Raw genomic sequence first — 16,188 nt, forward strand, 5'->3', positions numbered from 1 at the left:
GATAAATAACATTATAAATGAAACGAATACATACTTAAATACTCCATAGAAAGAAATATCTAACATATATAACCTTTCTAACTAATCATGTAAGCGAATACATAGACGTATTACTACGAGGTGAAGCAGATGCAAACAGATATCGAAAAAGAACAAGTTAAGCAATTACTGAATGGCATAAGTAACTCCTTTACGAAATTAATTTCCACATCAAGGAGAATGACATCCTTGGAGCCCAGTTGTATGGAAAACATTCATGTGGAAGATGGAGTGAGGAAATTCTTGGACAGCTTAGGTGATTCGTTTAAACGTCTTGAACGCAAAGCAAAAAGCCATCCAGAGATTGAGCAGGATAGCGTGGGTGTTACATATATGTATGATGATGTGATTGATAAGAGCGAATCACTTGATTTGTTAATTATATTCAGATGGGTATTAAACCAAAAAAATTGATATTTAGATCTAATCAGATTATTTGAAAAATAAGGAAGCGATCAGGAAATATATTGCAAGAGAAGATAAGATGATACAGAAAAATAAAAATTCTTCACTTTTTAAAAATTTAGGATAATCTTCCTTCGTTTCTTCATTTTTATATGGAATCTGATGTTCATTATCGAGTGTTTCTTGCTCAGTAGTAACAGCAATTTCATCGAAATAAATCCCATTATCACGGATTACTTTTAGTGTTGCTATACAGTCACCTAAAGCTCTGTGTTCAGTTACATACCCACAAGCTTCCCCAAGTGAAACCCATTCACTAGATTCGATCAATTTGGCATATGTTTTCATAACACATTCGACATCAAGATTAATTCGAGGCACAATATCCCACTTGGCAAGACTCTGCTTAATCATTCTTATATCAAATGATGAATTGTATATAAGGATTTTCTTATCTTTTATTATGGGATAGATGGCATCCCATATTTCCGGGAATGTTGGCGAATTACGAACCATTTCTCTTGTGATACCATGTATTTCTCTAGATTGCTTTGTGATTCTTCCTTTAGGCTTAACTAGTGTGTTTATAATTTCATTGCCGTGATGGTCAATGATTGCGATTTCTAGAATTTCAGCGGATTCCCCTAGTCCAGTGGTTTCTGTGTCCAGAATTACAAAGTCGATGAGATTCCATCTGTCGAATATTTCGTCAGGACTTTCTTTTGCCATTTAACTACTCCTTACTTAAATTGGGGATTACAATTTGTTTAAAGAAATTTATCACAGTTTGTCTTTGTATTTCGTCTAATGGTTGCCCTCCTGCGTGGAGGTTTTTTGTGTTTTCAAGGATTTTTATGATTTGTGTAATATCGTTGATATTAATGGCTTTAATGAGATCATTTTCTTTTTGGTTAGGTTGTGGTGATTCATCCAATTCTTTCGCTTTCGAAATTATTTCTTTTATGATGTCATTTATTGGAGTTGGATCATCTGTACGTCCTAATAACCAATCTGTCGAGACTTCGAAAAAATCCGCTATTTTATTTAATGTGGATGGATCTGGATTTCTATCTCCTGTCTCATACATGGCTACTGATCCAGCCGAAATATTCAATGCCAAAGCTAACTTTCTTTGAGTTAGCTTTTTTTGTTTCCTTGCAATCTTCAATCTTTCTGCCAAAATATCCATGAAATTCACCCCTAGATGTATTTTATTACAGTATGTAAGCAAAAGAAATTCACGCTCACAAAATGAAAACTTTTTTTAGAAATGCTATTGACTTGCTCACATAACGAGAGTAATATATGAGTATGCTCACACAACGTAAGCGGAGGAGGTATGAAATGAGATACACTATACCGGATCTTCGTAAGTCTAGAAATCTAACTCAACGTGAGCTTGCGACTGATCTTAGTAAAAACAATGAGGGAATAACCTTTTCCCCGTCATCTATTGCACAATATGAGCTCGGTTTACGTACACCAAATCTAAAAAGAGCTCACATAATTGCCAAGTATTTTAATGTGACCATTGAGTCTATTATTTTTGGTCCTTGTGCTCACGAAATGAGAGCAAACGAAAAAACGGCATAAGACATTTAACGCACATTGAAAACTGAATCGAAGAGGCAAGCGAACGCCCAAATGTTTTATAGGATCGAGTGCAGACGCTGTTGCGAGTGGCCATGATCAAAAGGGAGCCAACCACCAAGACTTATGGAGCATATAGACAGTTCGCCATCACATATTAGGAGCTGATCACATGAACGAGTTAGCAACGATTGATTTCGGAGTTAAAGAACGTAAAGGTCAAATCATCACTAGCAGCCGTGATGTGGCACGAGTGTTTGATAAAGAACACAGAGATGTTCTTGAGTCTATTCGAAATACTATCCAAACCCTAAATGTAACTAATGATATCGCTGCGGAATTTTCCGCAACCAACTTTATCCAGTCGACTTATAAATTAAGAGGTCGGGAATACCCAGAGTACTTGCTCACAAGAGATGGTTTCACATTAATAGCAATGGGATTCACTGGTGCAAAGGCTCTTCAATTCAAAATCGCATACATCAATCGATTCAACGAAATGGAAGAATTCATTGAGGCTCGTAACCTTGCAAAGTTTGAACATCCGGCATTAACAGATGCATTGGTGTTATCCAGAGAGTTATCTGGAAAGCCGATGAAAGCCCACATCTTCTCCAACGAGTCCGACATGTTCAACCGGATCGTGATAGGAATGAGTGCCAAACAGTTCAAAGCGGAACGAGGGTTAAGCAGTGATGTTACATCGATCCGTCCCTATCTCACTAATGAGGAAATCAACTACATTCAAAAGCTCCAAAATGTTGACATCGGGTTAATCCACGCTGGACTGAGTTATTCCGAGCGTAAAGAGAAATTGACGGAGTATTACAACCGATTGAGAAATATCAAACTCATCAAAGGAGCGTAACACATATGAAACAATACATGGTTCACATCCATGGTCGATATCCCAGCTATCAGCCATTTGCAATCATTCTAAACACTGCTGATCCGAAAGATGTCATCCCCTTTGTAAGGGATTGGCTCAGTGATAAGGATGACTACCCTAAACTCATGGTCGGACGGTATGTGGAATGGAGAGACGGCTCTAGAACTTATGATTGGCACTTCATCCTTGACCTAGAGAATGCAGAACGTGTAATTGATTTTGCAGAAGCATGTAATCCAGAAATTGATCCAATCATAGCATCTGAACTCTGGGACTGGGACAAAGAAGTCCAAGAAGATCGTGGGTACTTGGAAAGCTGTTTAAATCAAACCTAAATCATTTTGCAACAAAATGCTACTCTATGCAATCAGAATATTCGTTCTATTGGAGGTGGGAACATGATCCGTAAAACAGTTGTCCGAGTTATACCACCAGCACTTACAGATGAGGAACGAAAACAAAGGATAGAACGTATCAAATCTGTTGCTAAGGAACTTTGGATAAGCCAGTTGGCAAATGAACTAGCAAAGGAGGTGAACTGAGTGTTTGGAAGAGTCGGCAAGGTGTATAACGGTAAACCGAAAGTCAAAGACCTCAAGCGTGGCAGCATCCAGAATCTTCGTGATGCTGCTGCAAAAGAGGAGCAGCAGAAGAAAAAGGGGGCTAAGTGATGATCAAGTACGAGTGTAATTCCTGTGGGTGGTCATGTGGCCATTTTGGAGATGGACCAAAAACGGTTGCAACACATGTGTATCTCGGTTGTGAGGAAGACGAATTAGCGACGGATGAAGTTCCATATGTGGAGACTTGTCCGAATTGCGAGGAGCTGGTCAATTATGTCGGAGGATAAGTACATGAGATATAACAAACAGTTGACCACTAATGCAGAAGATCAGCATTTGGAAGAGTTATCAAAGAAATGGTTTTCGCTTCGTAAGGAAGCATGGGATCAATATAGGCTTGGAAATATGGATGAGGCACTTCGACTCATCAAAAAATCGGATCAGGTTGAGGCAGAGGACAACGATTTGTCGAATACCTAGCAGTCAAATATCCGAAATGATAAACCAGATGCTCACAACTCCGCTGGGAGGAGGTGAGGATGATGGATCAGGAAGCAATCAACGAAGAAATCAAACGGAAGCGAGCATTGATCGATATCTATACGAAAGCCGAGAAGTTGGAAGAGGTAGCTCAGTTATCGGAAGATATCGAAAGTCTATACGAACAACTAAAACAACTGTAGGGAGGGTAGAAACAATGCCTTGGACAGATGAGGAGAAACGCGAGAAAGAAGTAGCTGAGAGGTTTCTAGAAGCGAAAGAGAAAGCGGAACAAGCGTACAACAAAGAGGCAACAGAGGAATTATTGAAAGAATATGGCTACAAAAAAATAAAGCACCCTACACAAAGGTAGAGCGCCCTGACAGGCTTTTATTATACCATGTGTAACCGCAAAGGAGCAATGGAAAATGATGATTGATATAGATGAGGTAGTTGAGATCGTAGGCAAGGCATTTCGCCAAGCAAGTAACAGCACTGTTGGATATAAGCGCGATCAGGCGTTGGAGGTAGCAGCTAACAAGATCATGACAGAGTTACAGATTCGCTACTTGATCCATCGTATAGAGCAAAAAGAAAGTGTCAAGTCGTCATCAAACAATAATGTTAGCTAGAGGTTATTGAAAAGCAAATAGGGGCTACCATGCCCCTTCTTATACAGGAGGCAATCAAATGAAAAGTTTAACCGAGTTTCTAGAGTCACAAGAAGCAAGCCTTTCTTTTGCAGTTGTCAACAGTGAAGAAAAAGTGAATGCCGTATTGCGTAAGATCAAGGATTTGAAAGCTCGAAAGCAAGCCAATGTGGAGTTAGCAGAAGCAGAAACCGCCAAAATAGATGCCTGGTTAGAGGAAGTTAATGGGACTTTGGATCGGGATCTCGATCATTTTATGTCCTTATTAGCTGGATACGCTGATAGATTGCGAGAAGAGAATCCCAAATTCAAGTCTTTGAAACTACCAAATGGGAAGATTGGATTCCGCAAACAACAGGCCAAATGGAATTATTTTGACAAGGTTGTACTTTCTTCCTTAAAGCTTCATGGATATGAAGATTTGATCCGAACCAAGGAAGAAGTGAACAAAGCAGAGATGAAGAAACGGTTCCATGTCTCACCTGAGGGAAAAGTGGTGGATTTGGAGACAGGAGTAGCAATTGAAGGTGTAACGGTTGAGAAGCGTCCCGATGAAGTAAAAATCGAAACCGAATAAGGGAGGGATCAGTTTGGAAGAAGGATTCCGTTTTACCGATGAATTAGGGCATGTGTTTGAAGTCGTAGAGATTACTTGTGAGATTAGAAGACAAAACGGCGAAACGTTTACCTTGGATGCTGCTACCTTACAGAATTTGTTGCAGTTAAACATTTTTACAAAAGTAGATGATCCCAAATGTTCCTAACCATTGTTGTTAGTGGAATAGGACTCATTCTCGTTTCCAGATGGATCGATGAGACAGAAACCTATAAGTCCGATCAGGAAGAACTGGAGAAATCCATTCAATCTTTGATAGAGAGTATAGAGAAATCCAGACAAGTACTAGCCAAAAGGAGATGAATGACTATGTATCGATGGACTTTTGAAAGACGCATTCCATTGGAGGGAGGGGATTTTGTTTCGGAGTTTGAGGTGGATGCGAGCAGTCTGGAAGAGGCAGAACATAAAGCAAGGCAAAAGATTGATGAAAATCTTCCAAGTTGGTTGCTGAAAGAAGACTGTATTTGCTTGAAAGGAAAACTAGTGAAAGTGGTGAGGATAGATGCTGCCAACCGAAAAGAGACAGCCTAAACAGCGTTTAGAAGATTACACGATGTTGTTGTATGGCCATCCCAAAATCGGCAAATCAACGTTTTGTAGCCAGATGGATATGCCATTGTTTTTGGCTACCGAGCCAGGACTAGAAGCAATGGAAGTGTACGAGATGAAAGTACCAGATTGGAATACGTTTTTGCAAATCTGCGCCGAGATAGCAAAAGGGGATCACTTCTATAAAACCATTGTGATCGATACCGTGGATAACCTGTGGAAAAGTTGTTCGGAGTATGTCCGAGCACAGCAAGGCATTCAGCATGAGAGCGATCTCGGATATGGGAAAGGCTGGCAGATGGTCAAAGATGAATTTTTCCGAGCTCTAAGAAAACTGGCATTACTCCCTTATGGATTAGTACTAACCAGCCATGTTGAGTTAGTTGAGGTAGAAACTCGTGTCAGCAAGATTAATCGAGCAGTACCCACTGTCCCGAACAGTGGTCGCGGGATTGTTATCGGGCTGGTGGATATCATCCTCTATGCCGAAAGTGTGGTGGTCGAGGATGGTGAGCAGCGGGTGATCCGAACACAACCAAGTGAAAATTGGGTTGCGGGAGATCGCACTGAGCATGCTTTCAAACGAAAATTACCGCCTACCATTCCGTTGAAGTTTCAGGTATTTGAAAATTATTTCTATGACAAAAAAAGCGAAAACAAAGGAGAGACAGATAGATGAGTATTTGGGATCAATTGAAACAGTATGAGGAAGCGTACAAAAATGCAGAGGTAGAGGAAAACACCTACGATGATTTGCCAGATGGAAAGTATGTTGTTCGGATTAATCGTGCAGCAGTAGAGGAAAGCAAAGCAACAGGAAGACCGCAGATGGTATGGGAGCTGGTGGTGGAAGAAGGCACTTATACAGGGCGTTATATTTGGAAGTATAGCGGGTTAGATTCTGCCGAAAAGCTTACTTGGTTGAAACAAGATTTGTTCCGTGTAGGGCATCCATTGGAGGATTTGGCGGATCTAGAAGGATTATTGCCGAAGATGCTCGATAACATGGTCAAAGTAACACTTAAGACCAAGACAAACGCGAAAGGCTCCTTTCAGAATGCGTACTTCAATGGACCAGTTGGAGTAGAACTAGCAACGAAGAAACCAGAGCAAGCAGTACCCGTGTTAAAAGATAGTGATCTGCCGTTTTAATTCAAGGGGAGGAATACTCCCCTTTCCCATCTAGAAAAGAGGTGAAGCTGATTGTTAGCAGTCCAACAAACGAATTATAACTTTCGGGAAATACCAGAAGAACTACGACATTTAAATCAGTGGATGCCGTGGAAAAAGATTGTACGAAAGGGAGAGTTGACAAAATCTCCCTGTGATCTATATGGGAAGTCGGCAGATAGAACCGATAAAAATAATTGGATGTCTTATGAGGATGCCGTAAGTGCTTATAAGGATGGTTTTGCTGACGGTGTAGGATTTTGCTTCGTACCTGATACAGGATATGTATTTATCGATGCGGACAAGTGCCTGTCGTATCGTGACATAGGGAACCACAAGAAAATTATAAATGAATTCGGAAGTTATGCAGAATATAGCCAATCCGGAACAGGATATCATGTCATTGCGAAAGGGCATAAGCCAGGGAAAAAGACCAAAAGACATAAAAACGGTGTGGCATATGAAATATATGATAATTGGTTCTGTTGTTTTACTGGTGATCGCATTACAGAAGCAAAGACGACTATTGAATCCAATCAAAAGGCAATAGATGAGTTTTATACATGGTTGTTTGAAGGAGATAACAAAGAAAGCAACGTGGTGTCGATTCAAGAAGCAGGAGAGATAGACGACGAGCGAGTGGTGGAAAAGATTTTAGAGTCCAAAAAGGGGGACATTTTTCTAGGATTAATGAAGGGAGATGTCCATGCTGGTGCAACCAATGACCACAGTCATAGTGCAGCAATTGGTCGATTATGTTGTATTTTGGCTTTTTGGACAAAGGATTGGATGCAGATTGATCGTATCGTCCGGCAATCGGGGTTGTATTACGAAAAATGGGATCGAATTGCGGAGAGTGATATCGAGAGTGCGTTACAACTGGTAACCAATGGCTACGATTGGAGCTTAGAAAATAAAGCGATTGAAGTCGAAGAAGTCACACCGATGCTCTTACCTAAACGACCAACAGCGTTGCCTTTTCCTACAGATGTGTTTCCTTCCTCTGTGAAAACGATGGTACAAACGGTAGCGAATTCGTTGGGACTACCAGATGATTTCATCGCAGTGCATGTTTTGAATTTCGCAGGGGCTGCCATCGGCAAGTCTAGATTGATTGAGATGAAACAGGGATATCGTCAGTATCCCAATTTATACACTGCACTGATCGGAGAAACAGGGACGGGGAAATCGCCTTCATTAGATAAAGCATTTGAACCCATTAGTCATCTACAAAAAGAGGCCCATGAGTCCTATGTATTAGCAATGGAAGAATACGAGACTCGGTTAGCTGAGTATGTAGCTTTGAGTAAACAACAGAAAGAAAAAGAAGAGGTAACGGAACCAGAAAAACCAATCATGCGTGAATATTACACCAGCCAAGCCACTACCGAAGCAATTTTTAAAATGCTGAAATTTAATCCTCGTGGCATTGTGGTGAAGCTGGATGAATTATCTTCGCTGATAAAAGGAATGAACCAGTACAAAGGCGGGAGAGGAGACGACCGAGAGCATTTTCTTTCTTGTTGGGCAAATGCAGATGTAAAGATTAACCGTGTACGAGAAGATGAGCCGACTATCCTACATAAACCCTTCCTGTCGGTGACTGGCAATATCCCTCCTGATATCTTGCCTAAGCTGGAGACACAAGGAGAAGAAGATGGATTCATTGACCGCTTTCTCTTCGCTTATCCTGATGATCAGAAAATATCTGCCTGGTCATGGGATGGAGTTGATCCAGTAGTCATGCAGAAATACGAAAGATTGTTTTATCGCCTATATTCGATGTCGGAAAAAGAATCAAAAGTATTGGGATTATCTGACGAATCAAAACGGTTGTTCGAACGTTGGCACAACGAACATGTTAAAGAAATGGAACAAGAGGATTTCAATCCTAGATTACGTGGACCATATGCGAAGATGACAAACCAACTTGCTCGGCTGGCATTGATTATCCAAGTGATGAACGCAGTTTGTGGTCAAGAGAGCGATGATTTGATTACTGGAGAAAGTCTCGCAGCTGCTATACAACTTGTAAATTACTTTAAATGTTCTGCCCACAAGGTTTATACCGAATTGGGGACGACCAAAGGTGACAAGCGTTGTATGCAAGCAGTCGAGTGGATTCGAGATCGTGGTGGAGCAGCAACAAAGAAAGAAGCGCAACATGCAAAGTTAGTTGGTTGCAAAAAGGCATCCGAAGTACAGGCGTTATTTGAAGAGTTAGAAGACCTTGGATATGGAATAGTGAAATCAATTAGACCATCAGGCAGGGGAAAACACTCAATAGCTTTTCAATTGTTTTAATCGTCGACTATCGTCGATCATCGTCGACAGCGTTTCGACGATTAAAACGCCCGTATTGTATGGGTTTAGGGCTTATCGTCGAAATAGTCGAAAGGTCGATAGGTGTATATAAATAAGCGTTCCAATTATTTATTTATATATCAAATAAAAACATTCTATTCCTCCTGATTTAAGTACTTACACATATAACAGTGTCGACTTTATCGACGATAAAGCTTCAGCTCAATGATACCAAGGGTTATAAAAGTCGAAAGTAGGTCGACTATCGTCGACTACCAGCGACGATAAAGGAGCAAAACAAATGTACGGAAACGCAAAGGCGATCGAGACGGTATACAACGGGTATAAATTCCGTAGCAGATTAGAAGCACGGTGGGCAGTATTCTTTGATTCTCTCGGAGTGGCTTATGAGTATGAACCAGAGGGATTTGATTTAACGGAGCAAGCGGGGAAGCCAGTTTATTATTTGCCTGATTTTTATCTGTCAGAGTTGGATTGTTTTCTTGAGGTGAAGGGACAACGACCAACGAAGGATGAGGATCATAAATGCATCTGGTTATCGGAAGCAACAGAAAAAGACGTTTACATTCTGTGGGGAAAAGTGGAATGTCCTCTAGGGTTTTGGACCAGCGATGATGACTCTCATTATAAACGTAGTCTTGGTTTTATAGATGGGGCTTACAGCTGGTGTGAATGTCCAGTATGTGGATGGATTGGCATTCAATATCACGGAAGAATCAGCAATCTTGCTTGTATTTGTGAGAAAGAAAAGGAATATAACTTTGATTCTCCTCGATTAATGGATGCCTATCGAAAAGCAAAACAAGCACGATTTGAGTTTGATTTTAAAACGAGGGTGATCCAATGAATGATGTAGATGCAACGATAAACATTTACATTGATAGCATTCGGAAACTGTACCAAAACAAAGATGCAATAATCCTGTGGGCAAGACATCACAAAGATGTTATCAATACTGCTGAACCACTTGCAGAAGTTGAATCGTTTGTGAAACAAGCAGTTACAACAGCGAGGAAGCAACGAGATATAGAAAGCCTACATGCATTAGACAAAGCACTCTATGAGATGGAATGTGTTCTGGAAGTGTTGGAACGAGTTTATTTACTTGAACATTCATACAAACAAGAAAAAGAGGCGGTATAGATGGGTAAAGCACAACGAGATAAAGGATTACGAACAGAGCGGGATTTTGCCAAGATTATTGGAGGAGAAAGAATCCCATTGTCAGGTGCGGCTGGTGGATCGTTCAAAGGAGATGTAAAAGGTATGGGGCTGCTATGGGAGTTAAAGGCAAGGAAGGATGGATTTAAGATGCTTCATGCCTGGTTAGAAGATGTGGATGCTCTGGCTTTAAAAGCTGATCGGAAAGAGTGGCTTGTGGTTATGCCTCTTTCTAAGTTTCAAGAGTTAATGAATGGAGATGGTGAGGAATGATAAGTAAAGATTTTCTTTGTAGCGTTTGTAAGAAGGAGTTAAGTTATCGCGGTGTTCGCAGAGTACCTTCCTTACCCTATGATTTTTGCAAGAAATGCAAGATGGAGTATATAGATAAAAACTTAATTGGTAATAAAGGGACAGCTTTTTTAATCGCTGAGAAAAAGAACATCAATAGAGAAATGGGTGCGAAAAATGAATCAACTAAAAGCAGGAGATAGCGTAAATCATTACTTTGTTGTTTTGCATATGGAAGAGAAGCTGACCAAATCAGGTAAAACATACTTGGATTTACAGGTCCGTAATCGATATATCCATTGTAGTACGAAGATTTGGGATTGGGATCATGTTAAAGATATGTATTACAACTTGGAACCAGGTGCCTATATTAAACTATTTGGCATGGTTGATGAGTATGCAGGGAATCTCCAGATTAAATTTCATGATCTTATCTTATTTGGTGAATACGCAGTAGATATGGCTGATATCGTAGAGGTTCCTGAAAAGCCCTTAGAAGATATGAAGAATGAACTTTGGCGATATATAAACAAGATCCAAAATTTGAATCTGAAGGAGCTTTGTTCATGTGCGTTAGATACTGGGTATGCCTTGTGGAATGCATTTATCAACAAACCAGCTGCAAGTAAGTATCATCATGCAACGCAGCATGGACTAATTGAGCATACCGTTTCGATGATGGGATTAGCAGTGAAGATCCAAAAGCATTATCCTTTTCTTTCATTAGATTTATTACTTGCTGGATGTCTCTGGCATGACATCGGTAAAACGATAGAGCTTAACGATGTGTTGAAAGGTGGATATACAACAGAAGGTCAGCTGGTAGGTCATATGAATCTAGCAATTACCTTGATCGATCAGATACTGGTTTCAGAGAGAGAAGATGTAAAAGATACAGAAGATATCATGCTGCTGAAACACTTGATTCTTTCTCATCATGGAAAACCGGAATGGGGATCTACAATCATGCCAGCAATTCCTGAAGCAGAGGCTCTCCATATGATCGACAAGATGGATGCAACTTTCTATCGATTGTTCCGTCATATGAAAGATTCTCCAGTGGGAGAATGGGTGTCTGATTCTACTCTATCAGGTCGTTATTTGAAACATAGTTTACATGAGATGGATGGTAAGGATTACTACCGTTCATAAGTAGGAGGTTAAGTGATGGAATGGGATGTGGATTGTACTTGTCCTGTTTGTGGTGAGGATCGGGATTCAAATATACATGTATGGACCGATGGGAAAGCAAAGTGTAAGACCTGTGGAAAGCTTTACATGGTTAAAAGTCAAGGAAAGCCTAACCTTATTAATACAGACGTTTTCCGTGACGTTGGTATAAAAGTCAAAGAAGTTAGCTCTGGCATTACTGGAAAACTTACATCAGCGATCTATGCAGACGAGGAAGTAAAAGAGGAGGAAAAAGACTTGAAAAAAGCTGGAGCTCGTAGAGGGCCACGTAAAGCCCAAGACATTATTGATGAAGTAAGTGCAAAGTTCAATCAAGAGTTAGAACAGTTAAAAAAAGAAAATGTATACCTAACTGAGAGAAATCACGCTTTTATAGCAATAAACACGGAGCTGTCAGATGAAATCAAAGCTTTAAAGGCTGAAATAGAGCAAATAAGCAAAGAAAAGATAGAAACAACAAGTCAAGAATTCACAGTTACCAGTGATGGACAAACCATTAAGATCAAGCAATCTAGTGGTTTGGAAATGGCGTTTTCGTTTATTAAAAATTGAGAAGGGTGACAAATGAGAATCTCAACAAAAGAGCTAGTAGAAAGATACGGGTGTGAGAACATTTTGCACAATGCTGTTTCTGTGTTAGTAGACGAGATTGATGACAAAGATAATCCGTCGGAAAAGGAGATTTACCTTGTTGAAGCGTGGAGTCTGTATTTTGATAGGAAGTTAGCACCAAAGATTGAGGAGGGTGACGAGTGAACATCACAAAAGAAACGGTGACAAGGTACAACATTGAGCTAACAACGCAAGAAGCCAAATGGCTTGCAGTTATCGTAAATGTTGCACCAAATTGGATACCGGAGTCTCTCATAAATTTCGCATGTGATTTACACAATGAGTTAAACCTGATAGGGGAGGGTGACGAGTGATCAATAAAGAGAAACTCACCAAAGATATAACTGAACATATCAAATCTTTAGGTGTAAATCGGGAGAAATGTAAGAATAACTTATATTGGGATTGGTATACAGGTGGACGGGATGCATTGTTTGCGGTACTGGGGAAGTTGCAATCTGGAGAGTATGAGGATGATATCAAATGATGTTAGATAAACAAAAGCTACTCAGAGCAATGGAGATATATGCAAATGAGTGTCTAGAAAAACAGAAGACTGCTCCAAATGATCTCATTGATTTAGGTAAAAATGTTCTGCTTAAGGGGCAAGGTATGGCAGCTTGTATGTTGATGGCTCGAATTGAGAAGGGTGAGTTCAATGTAGAGGAGTATGAAGTTAACCTTCACCAAGTGAAAGAGTTAAGACGGATAACAGGTGAAAACATGGGAAGGTGCAAAGAAGCCTTGGAACAAAATAAGGGTGATATGGAAAAAGCATTAGAATACATTCGGAATTTCGGGCTTGCTTAGGAGGGTGACGAGTGATTATACAAAAACCGCAATTTGATCCGGCATTTTTCGCAGTAGGACAGGCGATCAAGATTGTACCAGGTGCGAATGATGGGAAATACCGCATGGAGTTTTATTTCGAAGACAAAAATCTTCTCGTCCATGCACTCGTAAAAGAAGTTAGGCCATTTGAAATGGATGTGGTCTATATTGATCGGCATGAAGACATAGTAGATATAACAATAAAAGTAAGTGATGTTGTAGAAGAGAAACTGGTGTTTAAGATAATGGAATAAGAAAATTCCCTAGACACTTTTATCTAGGGAATCCTTCATTGGTACATGGATGGAACTAACATACCATCATTATACCATGTGGGGTGAGTGAAGATGCAGGATCTTATAATCGAATATAAAGAATCATTAAACCAAATAAAGAAGTTAAAAGGAAAATTCCCACAGCATAAAACAGAACGTAATTCTAATGAAGATTTGAATTATGGATACTTAAGCAATATGGAAACGAGCTTAACCTTTATCATAAAGTGGTTATCTACTGGACGACAACCAGGAAACATAAGGGGAGTAGAAAGACTGGATGCATATAGAAGAGAAATAACATATGATCCATTATGGTTCCAGCAAGAAAGATTTTCTCAGCAGTTAATGATAAAAGAGGAAGATGATCTACCAGATCCACGAAGATATCAGATGATTGAAGATGCGTTGAGTGTTCTTACAGAAAGAGAGAAAGAAGTATTTAAGATGAGTCGAGGCGAAGGATTTAGCTTTCAGGAGATTGCGGATATGCTGGGGATCTCTCGGAAGACAGTAGGTACTTTAATTGGTAGAGCAGAGAAAAAGTTGAATTTGTATAGAACTGTTATCTAATACATTATGATCTGTCAAAGTGATATATTAGCTAAGGATGATAATTGGGAGGTAGGAACTTGACAATTGTTCAAGCTAAATCAAAATGCGACCAATGTGGTACGATCATGGAACACGATCCCAACTTTATGTGGACCATAATTCCACCTGAGGTTATAATTTTGGGAGAAAATACTGGAGAAATTCATTTCTGTTCTTGGAAGTGCATCAGAGAATTTGCACAGAAAATGGAAAATACACAAGCTTAAAACTAGATATAGTGCTTGTAAGGCAAATGCCACCTATATATAGAAAGTGAATCTAGCATGTAACTCCTCGGTATAGCAGGGGCGATTTAGGGAATAAGCCTAGTCTCTCTTGCTATTTTTGAGTAAAAGGTATATGTATTGATATTTTTTTATTAATTGATAGACTAGTCTTAGATAACTAATTATTCTCAATATGGGAGAGATTCATTTGGGACTAGTACCGAAAAAAGTAAAGTTTGATTATTTTCATGTAGTTAGTTGTAGAGAAGGCGAAGAAAATCAGAAGGATGGTCTGTTTGACTTAAGAGATTGGCTTCATGAATCCAATCTCTTAAATAATGAGGACAAGAAAATTGAATTTCCTTCAGGAATTAAGATAACTATTAATCAAGCCTATTACCATAAAGAAGTGTTTAGTGTGTTGTACCTCCTTAGACTAACTAACGATACTCCACTCGTCGAAAAAAATGGAGATGTGAAAGAATTTCCTCTCGATTCAGACGAACATCTATCACACGATGTGACAGGAATATATGATGAAACTCGGCATGTATTATTGTTGCAAAGGAATAGAGAGAGTGTAGGACATGTAATGTTGGAAAAATATATGAATCGGATTTGGGAGAAAAATCATCCAACAGAAACGATTTACTTACGTCCGATCGTTACAATGGATGCAATCAAACAGATAGAAGCTGCTAAGGAATATCGTAAAATCACTTTAAAATTGGCAGATATAAACCCTGATTATACAGGAGGAAATTTTAGAGCAATAGGCCCTCTATTGGGCTTACAAAAGAAATATAGGGGTTACGATGTTGAGATTAGTATATCTTTAGGTAGAAGAGACGGATCATTGTCTAAAGAAACCGTATTAGACACGATTCATGATATTAGTGAGATGAGAGGAAATGTAAAAAAAGCTCAAGTGGGGGTAAAAAATTTCGAATCTAGTCAAACCGAGATAATTGATTTGTTTGGTGGTCACGCAAATGAAGAATATACTTTTAAATTGAGAGAGGATGAAACCTTGAGCCATTCAATGGTCAGAGATCGTATGCTTCTATTATATGAAGAAAATTTTTATAAGGTGACACAACATTTAGACTATTAGAAAAGAGGTGAAAGGTATGTTGGAGAAGATATATCCTCTAATTTATGGATCATTAACATTTTTAGTAGTGTATATGTGGAATCCAACACCTCTAGATAAGTTTGAGAAAGTATTAGATGCAGATATAACATTTAGTTCCATCATTATCGGTTTTTTGGCAGCTTTGTTGGCGATATTAGTTACAATAAAGGACTCTGAAATCTTAAAATCAATCTATCAACATGTGGATAATGGAAAAGGTCAGAAAATATTAATGACTTATCTGTCTTGGGCAATTATTTCCGGTTTGATTACTGTAATTGTATCGGCCGCTCAATACATTATCGCATTCGATTTAAAACATATGCTTCTTCTTAACAGAATTACTCTATCGTTCTGGGCTTTTGTGACAATGTTTTTCTTAACCTCTTCGTATAGAATTATTCACATATTGATGCAAATAGTATTTATTGATTCGTATGAAAGTCTTAATCGTAGACCTGAAAGATTGAAAAAGACAGTTGAACAGGAAGAAGAATATAAAAGAATGAATGCAAAAAAAGAGACTTCTCAGTGATTAGGAGTCTTTTTTTTTGTTTCGATCCAGGAACCTTTACAAAAGTGAGAATCAACA

General features: G+C 39.2%; 35 protein-coding genes. 33 read left to right on the top strand and 2 right to left on the bottom strand.

What is annotated here, in order from left to right; all coding sequences use genetic code 11:
- The first annotated feature begins 129 nt into the window (after positions 1-129).
- Positions 130-453 (top strand): hypothetical protein, encoded by a 324-nt coding sequence (locus AC5WOE_RS15890; protein ID WP_496052984.1) that lies wholly within the window; start codon positions 130-132, stop codon positions 451-453.
- A gap of 18 nt (positions 454-471) precedes the next feature.
- Here AC5WOE_RS15890 and AC5WOE_RS15895 read toward each other — a convergent pair whose 3' ends face one another.
- Complete coding sequence (locus tag AC5WOE_RS15895) at positions 472-1,173, bottom strand: 3'-5' exonuclease (protein ID WP_496052985.1); 702 nt, start codon at positions 1,171-1,173, stop codon at positions 472-474.
- 4 nt (positions 1,174-1,177) lie between these two features.
- On the bottom strand, positions 1,178-1,633 hold the full coding sequence (locus AC5WOE_RS15900) for a helix-turn-helix domain-containing protein (RefSeq protein WP_496052986.1): 456 nt from the start codon (positions 1,631-1,633) through the stop codon (positions 1,178-1,180).
- Between the two features lie 155 nt (positions 1,634-1,788).
- Here AC5WOE_RS15900 and AC5WOE_RS15905 point away from each other — a divergent pair, with 155 nt between their 5' ends.
- The 32 genes from AC5WOE_RS15905 (at position 1,789) to AC5WOE_RS16060 (ending at position 16,131) form a co-directional block, all read left to right on the top strand.
- Entirely contained in the window at positions 1,789-2,037 is a 249-nt protein-coding gene (locus AC5WOE_RS15905; RefSeq protein ID WP_496052987.1) for a helix-turn-helix transcriptional regulator, read from the top strand.
- 169 nt (positions 2,038-2,206) lie between these two features.
- Positions 2,207-2,902 carry a Rha family transcriptional regulator gene (locus AC5WOE_RS15910; RefSeq protein WP_496052988.1) on the top strand — a complete coding sequence of 232 codons (696 nt, stop codon included), beginning with the start codon at positions 2,207-2,209 and terminating at the stop codon, positions 2,900-2,902.
- Between the two features lie 5 nt (positions 2,903-2,907).
- On the top strand, positions 2,908-3,258 hold the full coding sequence (locus AC5WOE_RS15915; protein ID WP_496052989.1) for a hypothetical protein: 351 nt from the start codon (positions 2,908-2,910) through the stop codon (positions 3,256-3,258).
- A 63-nt stretch (positions 3,259-3,321) separates the two neighbouring features.
- On the top strand, positions 3,322-3,465 hold the full coding sequence (locus AC5WOE_RS15920; RefSeq protein ID WP_496052990.1) for a hypothetical protein: 144 nt from the start codon (positions 3,322-3,324) through the stop codon (positions 3,463-3,465).
- On the top strand, positions 3,466-3,594 hold the full coding sequence (locus tag AC5WOE_RS15925; RefSeq protein WP_496052991.1) for a hypothetical protein: 129 nt from the start codon (positions 3,466-3,468) through the stop codon (positions 3,592-3,594).
- Positions 3,594-3,773: a hypothetical protein gene (locus AC5WOE_RS15930; RefSeq protein ID WP_496052992.1), complete on the top strand. Its 180-nt coding sequence runs from the start codon at positions 3,594-3,596 to the stop codon at positions 3,771-3,773. Before AC5WOE_RS15925 ends, AC5WOE_RS15930 begins: the two co-directional genes overlap by 1 nt.
- A gap of 4 nt (positions 3,774-3,777) precedes the next feature.
- The gene (locus tag AC5WOE_RS15935) at positions 3,778-3,966 is read left to right on the top strand and encodes a hypothetical protein (RefSeq protein WP_496052993.1); all 189 of its coding nucleotides are present in this window, start codon (positions 3,778-3,780) and stop codon (positions 3,964-3,966) included.
- 62 nt (positions 3,967-4,028) lie between these two features.
- On the top strand, positions 4,029-4,169 hold the full coding sequence (locus tag AC5WOE_RS15940) for a hypothetical protein (protein ID WP_496052994.1): 141 nt from the start codon (positions 4,029-4,031) through the stop codon (positions 4,167-4,169).
- Between the two features lie 14 nt (positions 4,170-4,183).
- Positions 4,184-4,339: a hypothetical protein gene (locus tag AC5WOE_RS15945; RefSeq protein WP_496052995.1), complete on the top strand. Its 156-nt coding sequence runs from the start codon at positions 4,184-4,186 to the stop codon at positions 4,337-4,339.
- 55 nt (positions 4,340-4,394) lie between these two features.
- Positions 4,395-4,598, top strand: coding sequence for a hypothetical protein (locus AC5WOE_RS15950; protein ID WP_496052996.1), 204 nt, complete (start codon positions 4,395-4,397; stop codon positions 4,596-4,598).
- Between the two features lie 58 nt (positions 4,599-4,656).
- Positions 4,657-5,193: a host-nuclease inhibitor Gam family protein gene (locus AC5WOE_RS15955; protein WP_496052997.1), complete on the top strand. Its 537-nt coding sequence runs from the start codon at positions 4,657-4,659 to the stop codon at positions 5,191-5,193.
- 13 nt (positions 5,194-5,206) lie between these two features.
- A complete protein-coding gene (locus tag AC5WOE_RS15960; protein ID WP_496052998.1) occupies positions 5,207-5,380 on the top strand; it encodes a hypothetical protein in 174 nt (57 codons plus the stop codon).
- The gene (locus AC5WOE_RS15965) at positions 5,371-5,535 is read left to right on the top strand and encodes a hypothetical protein (protein WP_496052999.1); all 165 of its coding nucleotides are present in this window, start codon (positions 5,371-5,373) and stop codon (positions 5,533-5,535) included. The genes AC5WOE_RS15960 and AC5WOE_RS15965 overlap by 10 nt, the downstream gene beginning before the upstream one ends.
- Positions 5,536-5,541: 6 nt before the next feature.
- Complete coding sequence (locus AC5WOE_RS15970) at positions 5,542-5,766, top strand: hypothetical protein (RefSeq protein ID WP_496053000.1); 225 nt, start codon at positions 5,542-5,544, stop codon at positions 5,764-5,766.
- Positions 5,738-6,463, top strand: a complete 726-nt coding sequence (locus AC5WOE_RS15975; RefSeq protein ID WP_496053001.1) for an ATP-binding protein — start codon at positions 5,738-5,740, stop codon at positions 6,461-6,463. Before AC5WOE_RS15970 ends, AC5WOE_RS15975 begins: the two co-directional genes overlap by 29 nt.
- Positions 6,460-6,936, top strand: coding sequence for a DUF669 domain-containing protein (locus tag AC5WOE_RS15980; protein WP_496053002.1), 477 nt, complete (start codon positions 6,460-6,462; stop codon positions 6,934-6,936). Before AC5WOE_RS15975 ends, AC5WOE_RS15980 begins: the two co-directional genes overlap by 4 nt.
- 51 nt (positions 6,937-6,987) lie before the next feature.
- Positions 6,988-9,258: a phage NrS-1 polymerase family protein gene (locus tag AC5WOE_RS15985; protein ID WP_496053003.1), complete on the top strand. Its 2,271-nt coding sequence runs from the start codon at positions 6,988-6,990 to the stop codon at positions 9,256-9,258.
- Positions 9,259-9,559: 301 nt separating this feature from the next.
- The gene (locus AC5WOE_RS15990) at positions 9,560-10,126 is read left to right on the top strand and encodes a PDDEXK family nuclease (RefSeq protein ID WP_496053004.1); all 567 of its coding nucleotides are present in this window, start codon (positions 9,560-9,562) and stop codon (positions 10,124-10,126) included.
- Positions 10,123-10,422, top strand: coding sequence for a hypothetical protein (locus tag AC5WOE_RS15995; RefSeq protein WP_496053005.1), 300 nt, complete (start codon positions 10,123-10,125; stop codon positions 10,420-10,422). Before AC5WOE_RS15990 ends, AC5WOE_RS15995 begins: the two co-directional genes overlap by 4 nt.
- Positions 10,423-10,713 carry a hypothetical protein gene (locus tag AC5WOE_RS16000; protein ID WP_496053006.1) on the top strand — a complete coding sequence of 97 codons (291 nt, stop codon included), beginning with the start codon at positions 10,423-10,425 and terminating at the stop codon, positions 10,711-10,713.
- Positions 10,710-10,934 carry a hypothetical protein gene (locus tag AC5WOE_RS16005; protein ID WP_496053007.1) on the top strand — a complete coding sequence of 75 codons (225 nt, stop codon included), beginning with the start codon at positions 10,710-10,712 and terminating at the stop codon, positions 10,932-10,934. The genes AC5WOE_RS16000 and AC5WOE_RS16005 overlap by 4 nt, the downstream gene beginning before the upstream one ends.
- Complete coding sequence (locus tag AC5WOE_RS16010) at positions 10,909-11,883, top strand: 3'-5' exoribonuclease YhaM family protein (protein WP_496053008.1); 975 nt, start codon at positions 10,909-10,911, stop codon at positions 11,881-11,883. Before AC5WOE_RS16005 ends, AC5WOE_RS16010 begins: the two co-directional genes overlap by 26 nt.
- Positions 11,884-11,898: 15 nt before the next feature.
- On the top strand, positions 11,899-12,474 hold the full coding sequence (locus AC5WOE_RS16015; protein ID WP_496053009.1) for a hypothetical protein: 576 nt from the start codon (positions 11,899-11,901) through the stop codon (positions 12,472-12,474).
- 12 nt (positions 12,475-12,486) lie between these two features.
- Positions 12,487-12,678: a hypothetical protein gene (locus tag AC5WOE_RS16020; protein WP_496053010.1), complete on the top strand. Its 192-nt coding sequence runs from the start codon at positions 12,487-12,489 to the stop codon at positions 12,676-12,678.
- Positions 12,675-12,848, top strand: a complete 174-nt coding sequence (locus AC5WOE_RS16025; protein WP_496053011.1) for a hypothetical protein — start codon at positions 12,675-12,677, stop codon at positions 12,846-12,848. The genes AC5WOE_RS16020 and AC5WOE_RS16025 overlap by 4 nt, the downstream gene beginning before the upstream one ends.
- Entirely contained in the window at positions 12,845-13,021 is a 177-nt protein-coding gene (locus AC5WOE_RS16030) for a hypothetical protein (RefSeq protein WP_496053012.1), read from the top strand. Before AC5WOE_RS16025 ends, AC5WOE_RS16030 begins: the two co-directional genes overlap by 4 nt.
- Positions 13,018-13,344: a hypothetical protein gene (locus AC5WOE_RS16035; RefSeq protein ID WP_496053013.1), complete on the top strand. Its 327-nt coding sequence runs from the start codon at positions 13,018-13,020 to the stop codon at positions 13,342-13,344. The genes AC5WOE_RS16030 and AC5WOE_RS16035 overlap by 4 nt, the downstream gene beginning before the upstream one ends.
- An 11-nt stretch (positions 13,345-13,355) precedes the next feature.
- On the top strand, positions 13,356-13,619 hold the full coding sequence (locus AC5WOE_RS16040) for a hypothetical protein (protein ID WP_496053014.1): 264 nt from the start codon (positions 13,356-13,358) through the stop codon (positions 13,617-13,619).
- Between the two features lie 93 nt (positions 13,620-13,712).
- The gene (locus AC5WOE_RS16045; protein ID WP_496053015.1) at positions 13,713-14,213 is read left to right on the top strand and encodes a sigma-70 family RNA polymerase sigma factor; all 501 of its coding nucleotides are present in this window, start codon (positions 13,713-13,715) and stop codon (positions 14,211-14,213) included.
- 59 nt (positions 14,214-14,272) lie between these two features.
- Positions 14,273-14,461, top strand: a complete 189-nt coding sequence (locus tag AC5WOE_RS16050) for a hypothetical protein (protein WP_496053016.1) — start codon at positions 14,273-14,275, stop codon at positions 14,459-14,461.
- Between the two features lie 208 nt (positions 14,462-14,669).
- Positions 14,670-15,575 (top strand): DUF6731 family protein, encoded by a 906-nt coding sequence (locus AC5WOE_RS16055; RefSeq protein ID WP_496053017.1) that lies wholly within the window; start codon positions 14,670-14,672, stop codon positions 15,573-15,575.
- Between the two features lie 16 nt (positions 15,576-15,591).
- Positions 15,592-16,131: a hypothetical protein gene (locus AC5WOE_RS16060; protein ID WP_496053018.1), complete on the top strand. Its 540-nt coding sequence runs from the start codon at positions 15,592-15,594 to the stop codon at positions 16,129-16,131.
- Positions 16,132-16,188 lie beyond the last annotated feature (57 nt).

The organism is Shimazuella sp. NTD248 (assembly GCF_059510395.1).

Coding starts and splice junctions, on each gene's coding strand:
- AC5WOE_RS15890 (WP_496052984.1), top strand. CDS start 130: ATGCAAACAGATATCGAAAAAGAACAAGTTAAGCAATTACTGAATGGC.
- AC5WOE_RS15895 (WP_496052985.1), bottom strand. CDS start 1,173: ATGGCAAAAGAAAGTCCTGACGAAATATTCGACAGATGGAATCTCATC.
- AC5WOE_RS15900 (WP_496052986.1), bottom strand. CDS start 1,633: ATGGATATTTTGGCAGAAAGATTGAAGATTGCAAGGAAACAAAAAAAG.
- AC5WOE_RS15905 (WP_496052987.1), top strand. CDS start 1,789: ATGAGATACACTATACCGGATCTTCGTAAGTCTAGAAATCTAACTCAA.
- AC5WOE_RS15910 (WP_496052988.1), top strand. CDS start 2,207: ATGAACGAGTTAGCAACGATTGATTTCGGAGTTAAAGAACGTAAAGGT.
- AC5WOE_RS15915 (WP_496052989.1), top strand. CDS start 2,908: ATGAAACAATACATGGTTCACATCCATGGTCGATATCCCAGCTATCAG.
- AC5WOE_RS15920 (WP_496052990.1), top strand. CDS start 3,322: ATGATCCGTAAAACAGTTGTCCGAGTTATACCACCAGCACTTACAGAT.
- AC5WOE_RS15930 (WP_496052992.1), top strand. CDS start 3,594: ATGATCAAGTACGAGTGTAATTCCTGTGGGTGGTCATGTGGCCATTTT.
- AC5WOE_RS15935 (WP_496052993.1), top strand. CDS start 3,778: ATGAGATATAACAAACAGTTGACCACTAATGCAGAAGATCAGCATTTG.
- AC5WOE_RS15940 (WP_496052994.1), top strand. CDS start 4,029: ATGGATCAGGAAGCAATCAACGAAGAAATCAAACGGAAGCGAGCATTG.
- AC5WOE_RS15945 (WP_496052995.1), top strand. CDS start 4,184: ATGCCTTGGACAGATGAGGAGAAACGCGAGAAAGAAGTAGCTGAGAGG.
- AC5WOE_RS15950 (WP_496052996.1), top strand. CDS start 4,395: ATGATGATTGATATAGATGAGGTAGTTGAGATCGTAGGCAAGGCATTT.
- AC5WOE_RS15955 (WP_496052997.1), top strand. CDS start 4,657: ATGAAAAGTTTAACCGAGTTTCTAGAGTCACAAGAAGCAAGCCTTTCT.
- AC5WOE_RS15965 (WP_496052999.1), top strand. CDS start 5,371: ATGTTCCTAACCATTGTTGTTAGTGGAATAGGACTCATTCTCGTTTCC.
- AC5WOE_RS15970 (WP_496053000.1), top strand. CDS start 5,542: ATGTATCGATGGACTTTTGAAAGACGCATTCCATTGGAGGGAGGGGAT.
- AC5WOE_RS15975 (WP_496053001.1), top strand. CDS start 5,738: ATGCTGCCAACCGAAAAGAGACAGCCTAAACAGCGTTTAGAAGATTAC.
- AC5WOE_RS15980 (WP_496053002.1), top strand. CDS start 6,460: ATGAGTATTTGGGATCAATTGAAACAGTATGAGGAAGCGTACAAAAAT.
- AC5WOE_RS15990 (WP_496053004.1), top strand. CDS start 9,560: ATGTACGGAAACGCAAAGGCGATCGAGACGGTATACAACGGGTATAAA.
- AC5WOE_RS15995 (WP_496053005.1), top strand. CDS start 10,123: ATGAATGATGTAGATGCAACGATAAACATTTACATTGATAGCATTCGG.
- AC5WOE_RS16000 (WP_496053006.1), top strand. CDS start 10,423: ATGGGTAAAGCACAACGAGATAAAGGATTACGAACAGAGCGGGATTTT.
- AC5WOE_RS16005 (WP_496053007.1), top strand. CDS start 10,710: ATGATAAGTAAAGATTTTCTTTGTAGCGTTTGTAAGAAGGAGTTAAGT.
- AC5WOE_RS16010 (WP_496053008.1), top strand. CDS start 10,909: ATGAATCAACTAAAAGCAGGAGATAGCGTAAATCATTACTTTGTTGTT.
- AC5WOE_RS16015 (WP_496053009.1), top strand. CDS start 11,899: ATGGAATGGGATGTGGATTGTACTTGTCCTGTTTGTGGTGAGGATCGG.
- AC5WOE_RS16020 (WP_496053010.1), top strand. CDS start 12,487: ATGAGAATCTCAACAAAAGAGCTAGTAGAAAGATACGGGTGTGAGAAC.
- AC5WOE_RS16035 (WP_496053013.1), top strand. CDS start 13,018: ATGATGTTAGATAAACAAAAGCTACTCAGAGCAATGGAGATATATGCA.
- AC5WOE_RS16045 (WP_496053015.1), top strand. CDS start 13,713: ATGCAGGATCTTATAATCGAATATAAAGAATCATTAAACCAAATAAAG.
- AC5WOE_RS16060 (WP_496053018.1), top strand. CDS start 15,592: ATGTTGGAGAAGATATATCCTCTAATTTATGGATCATTAACATTTTTA.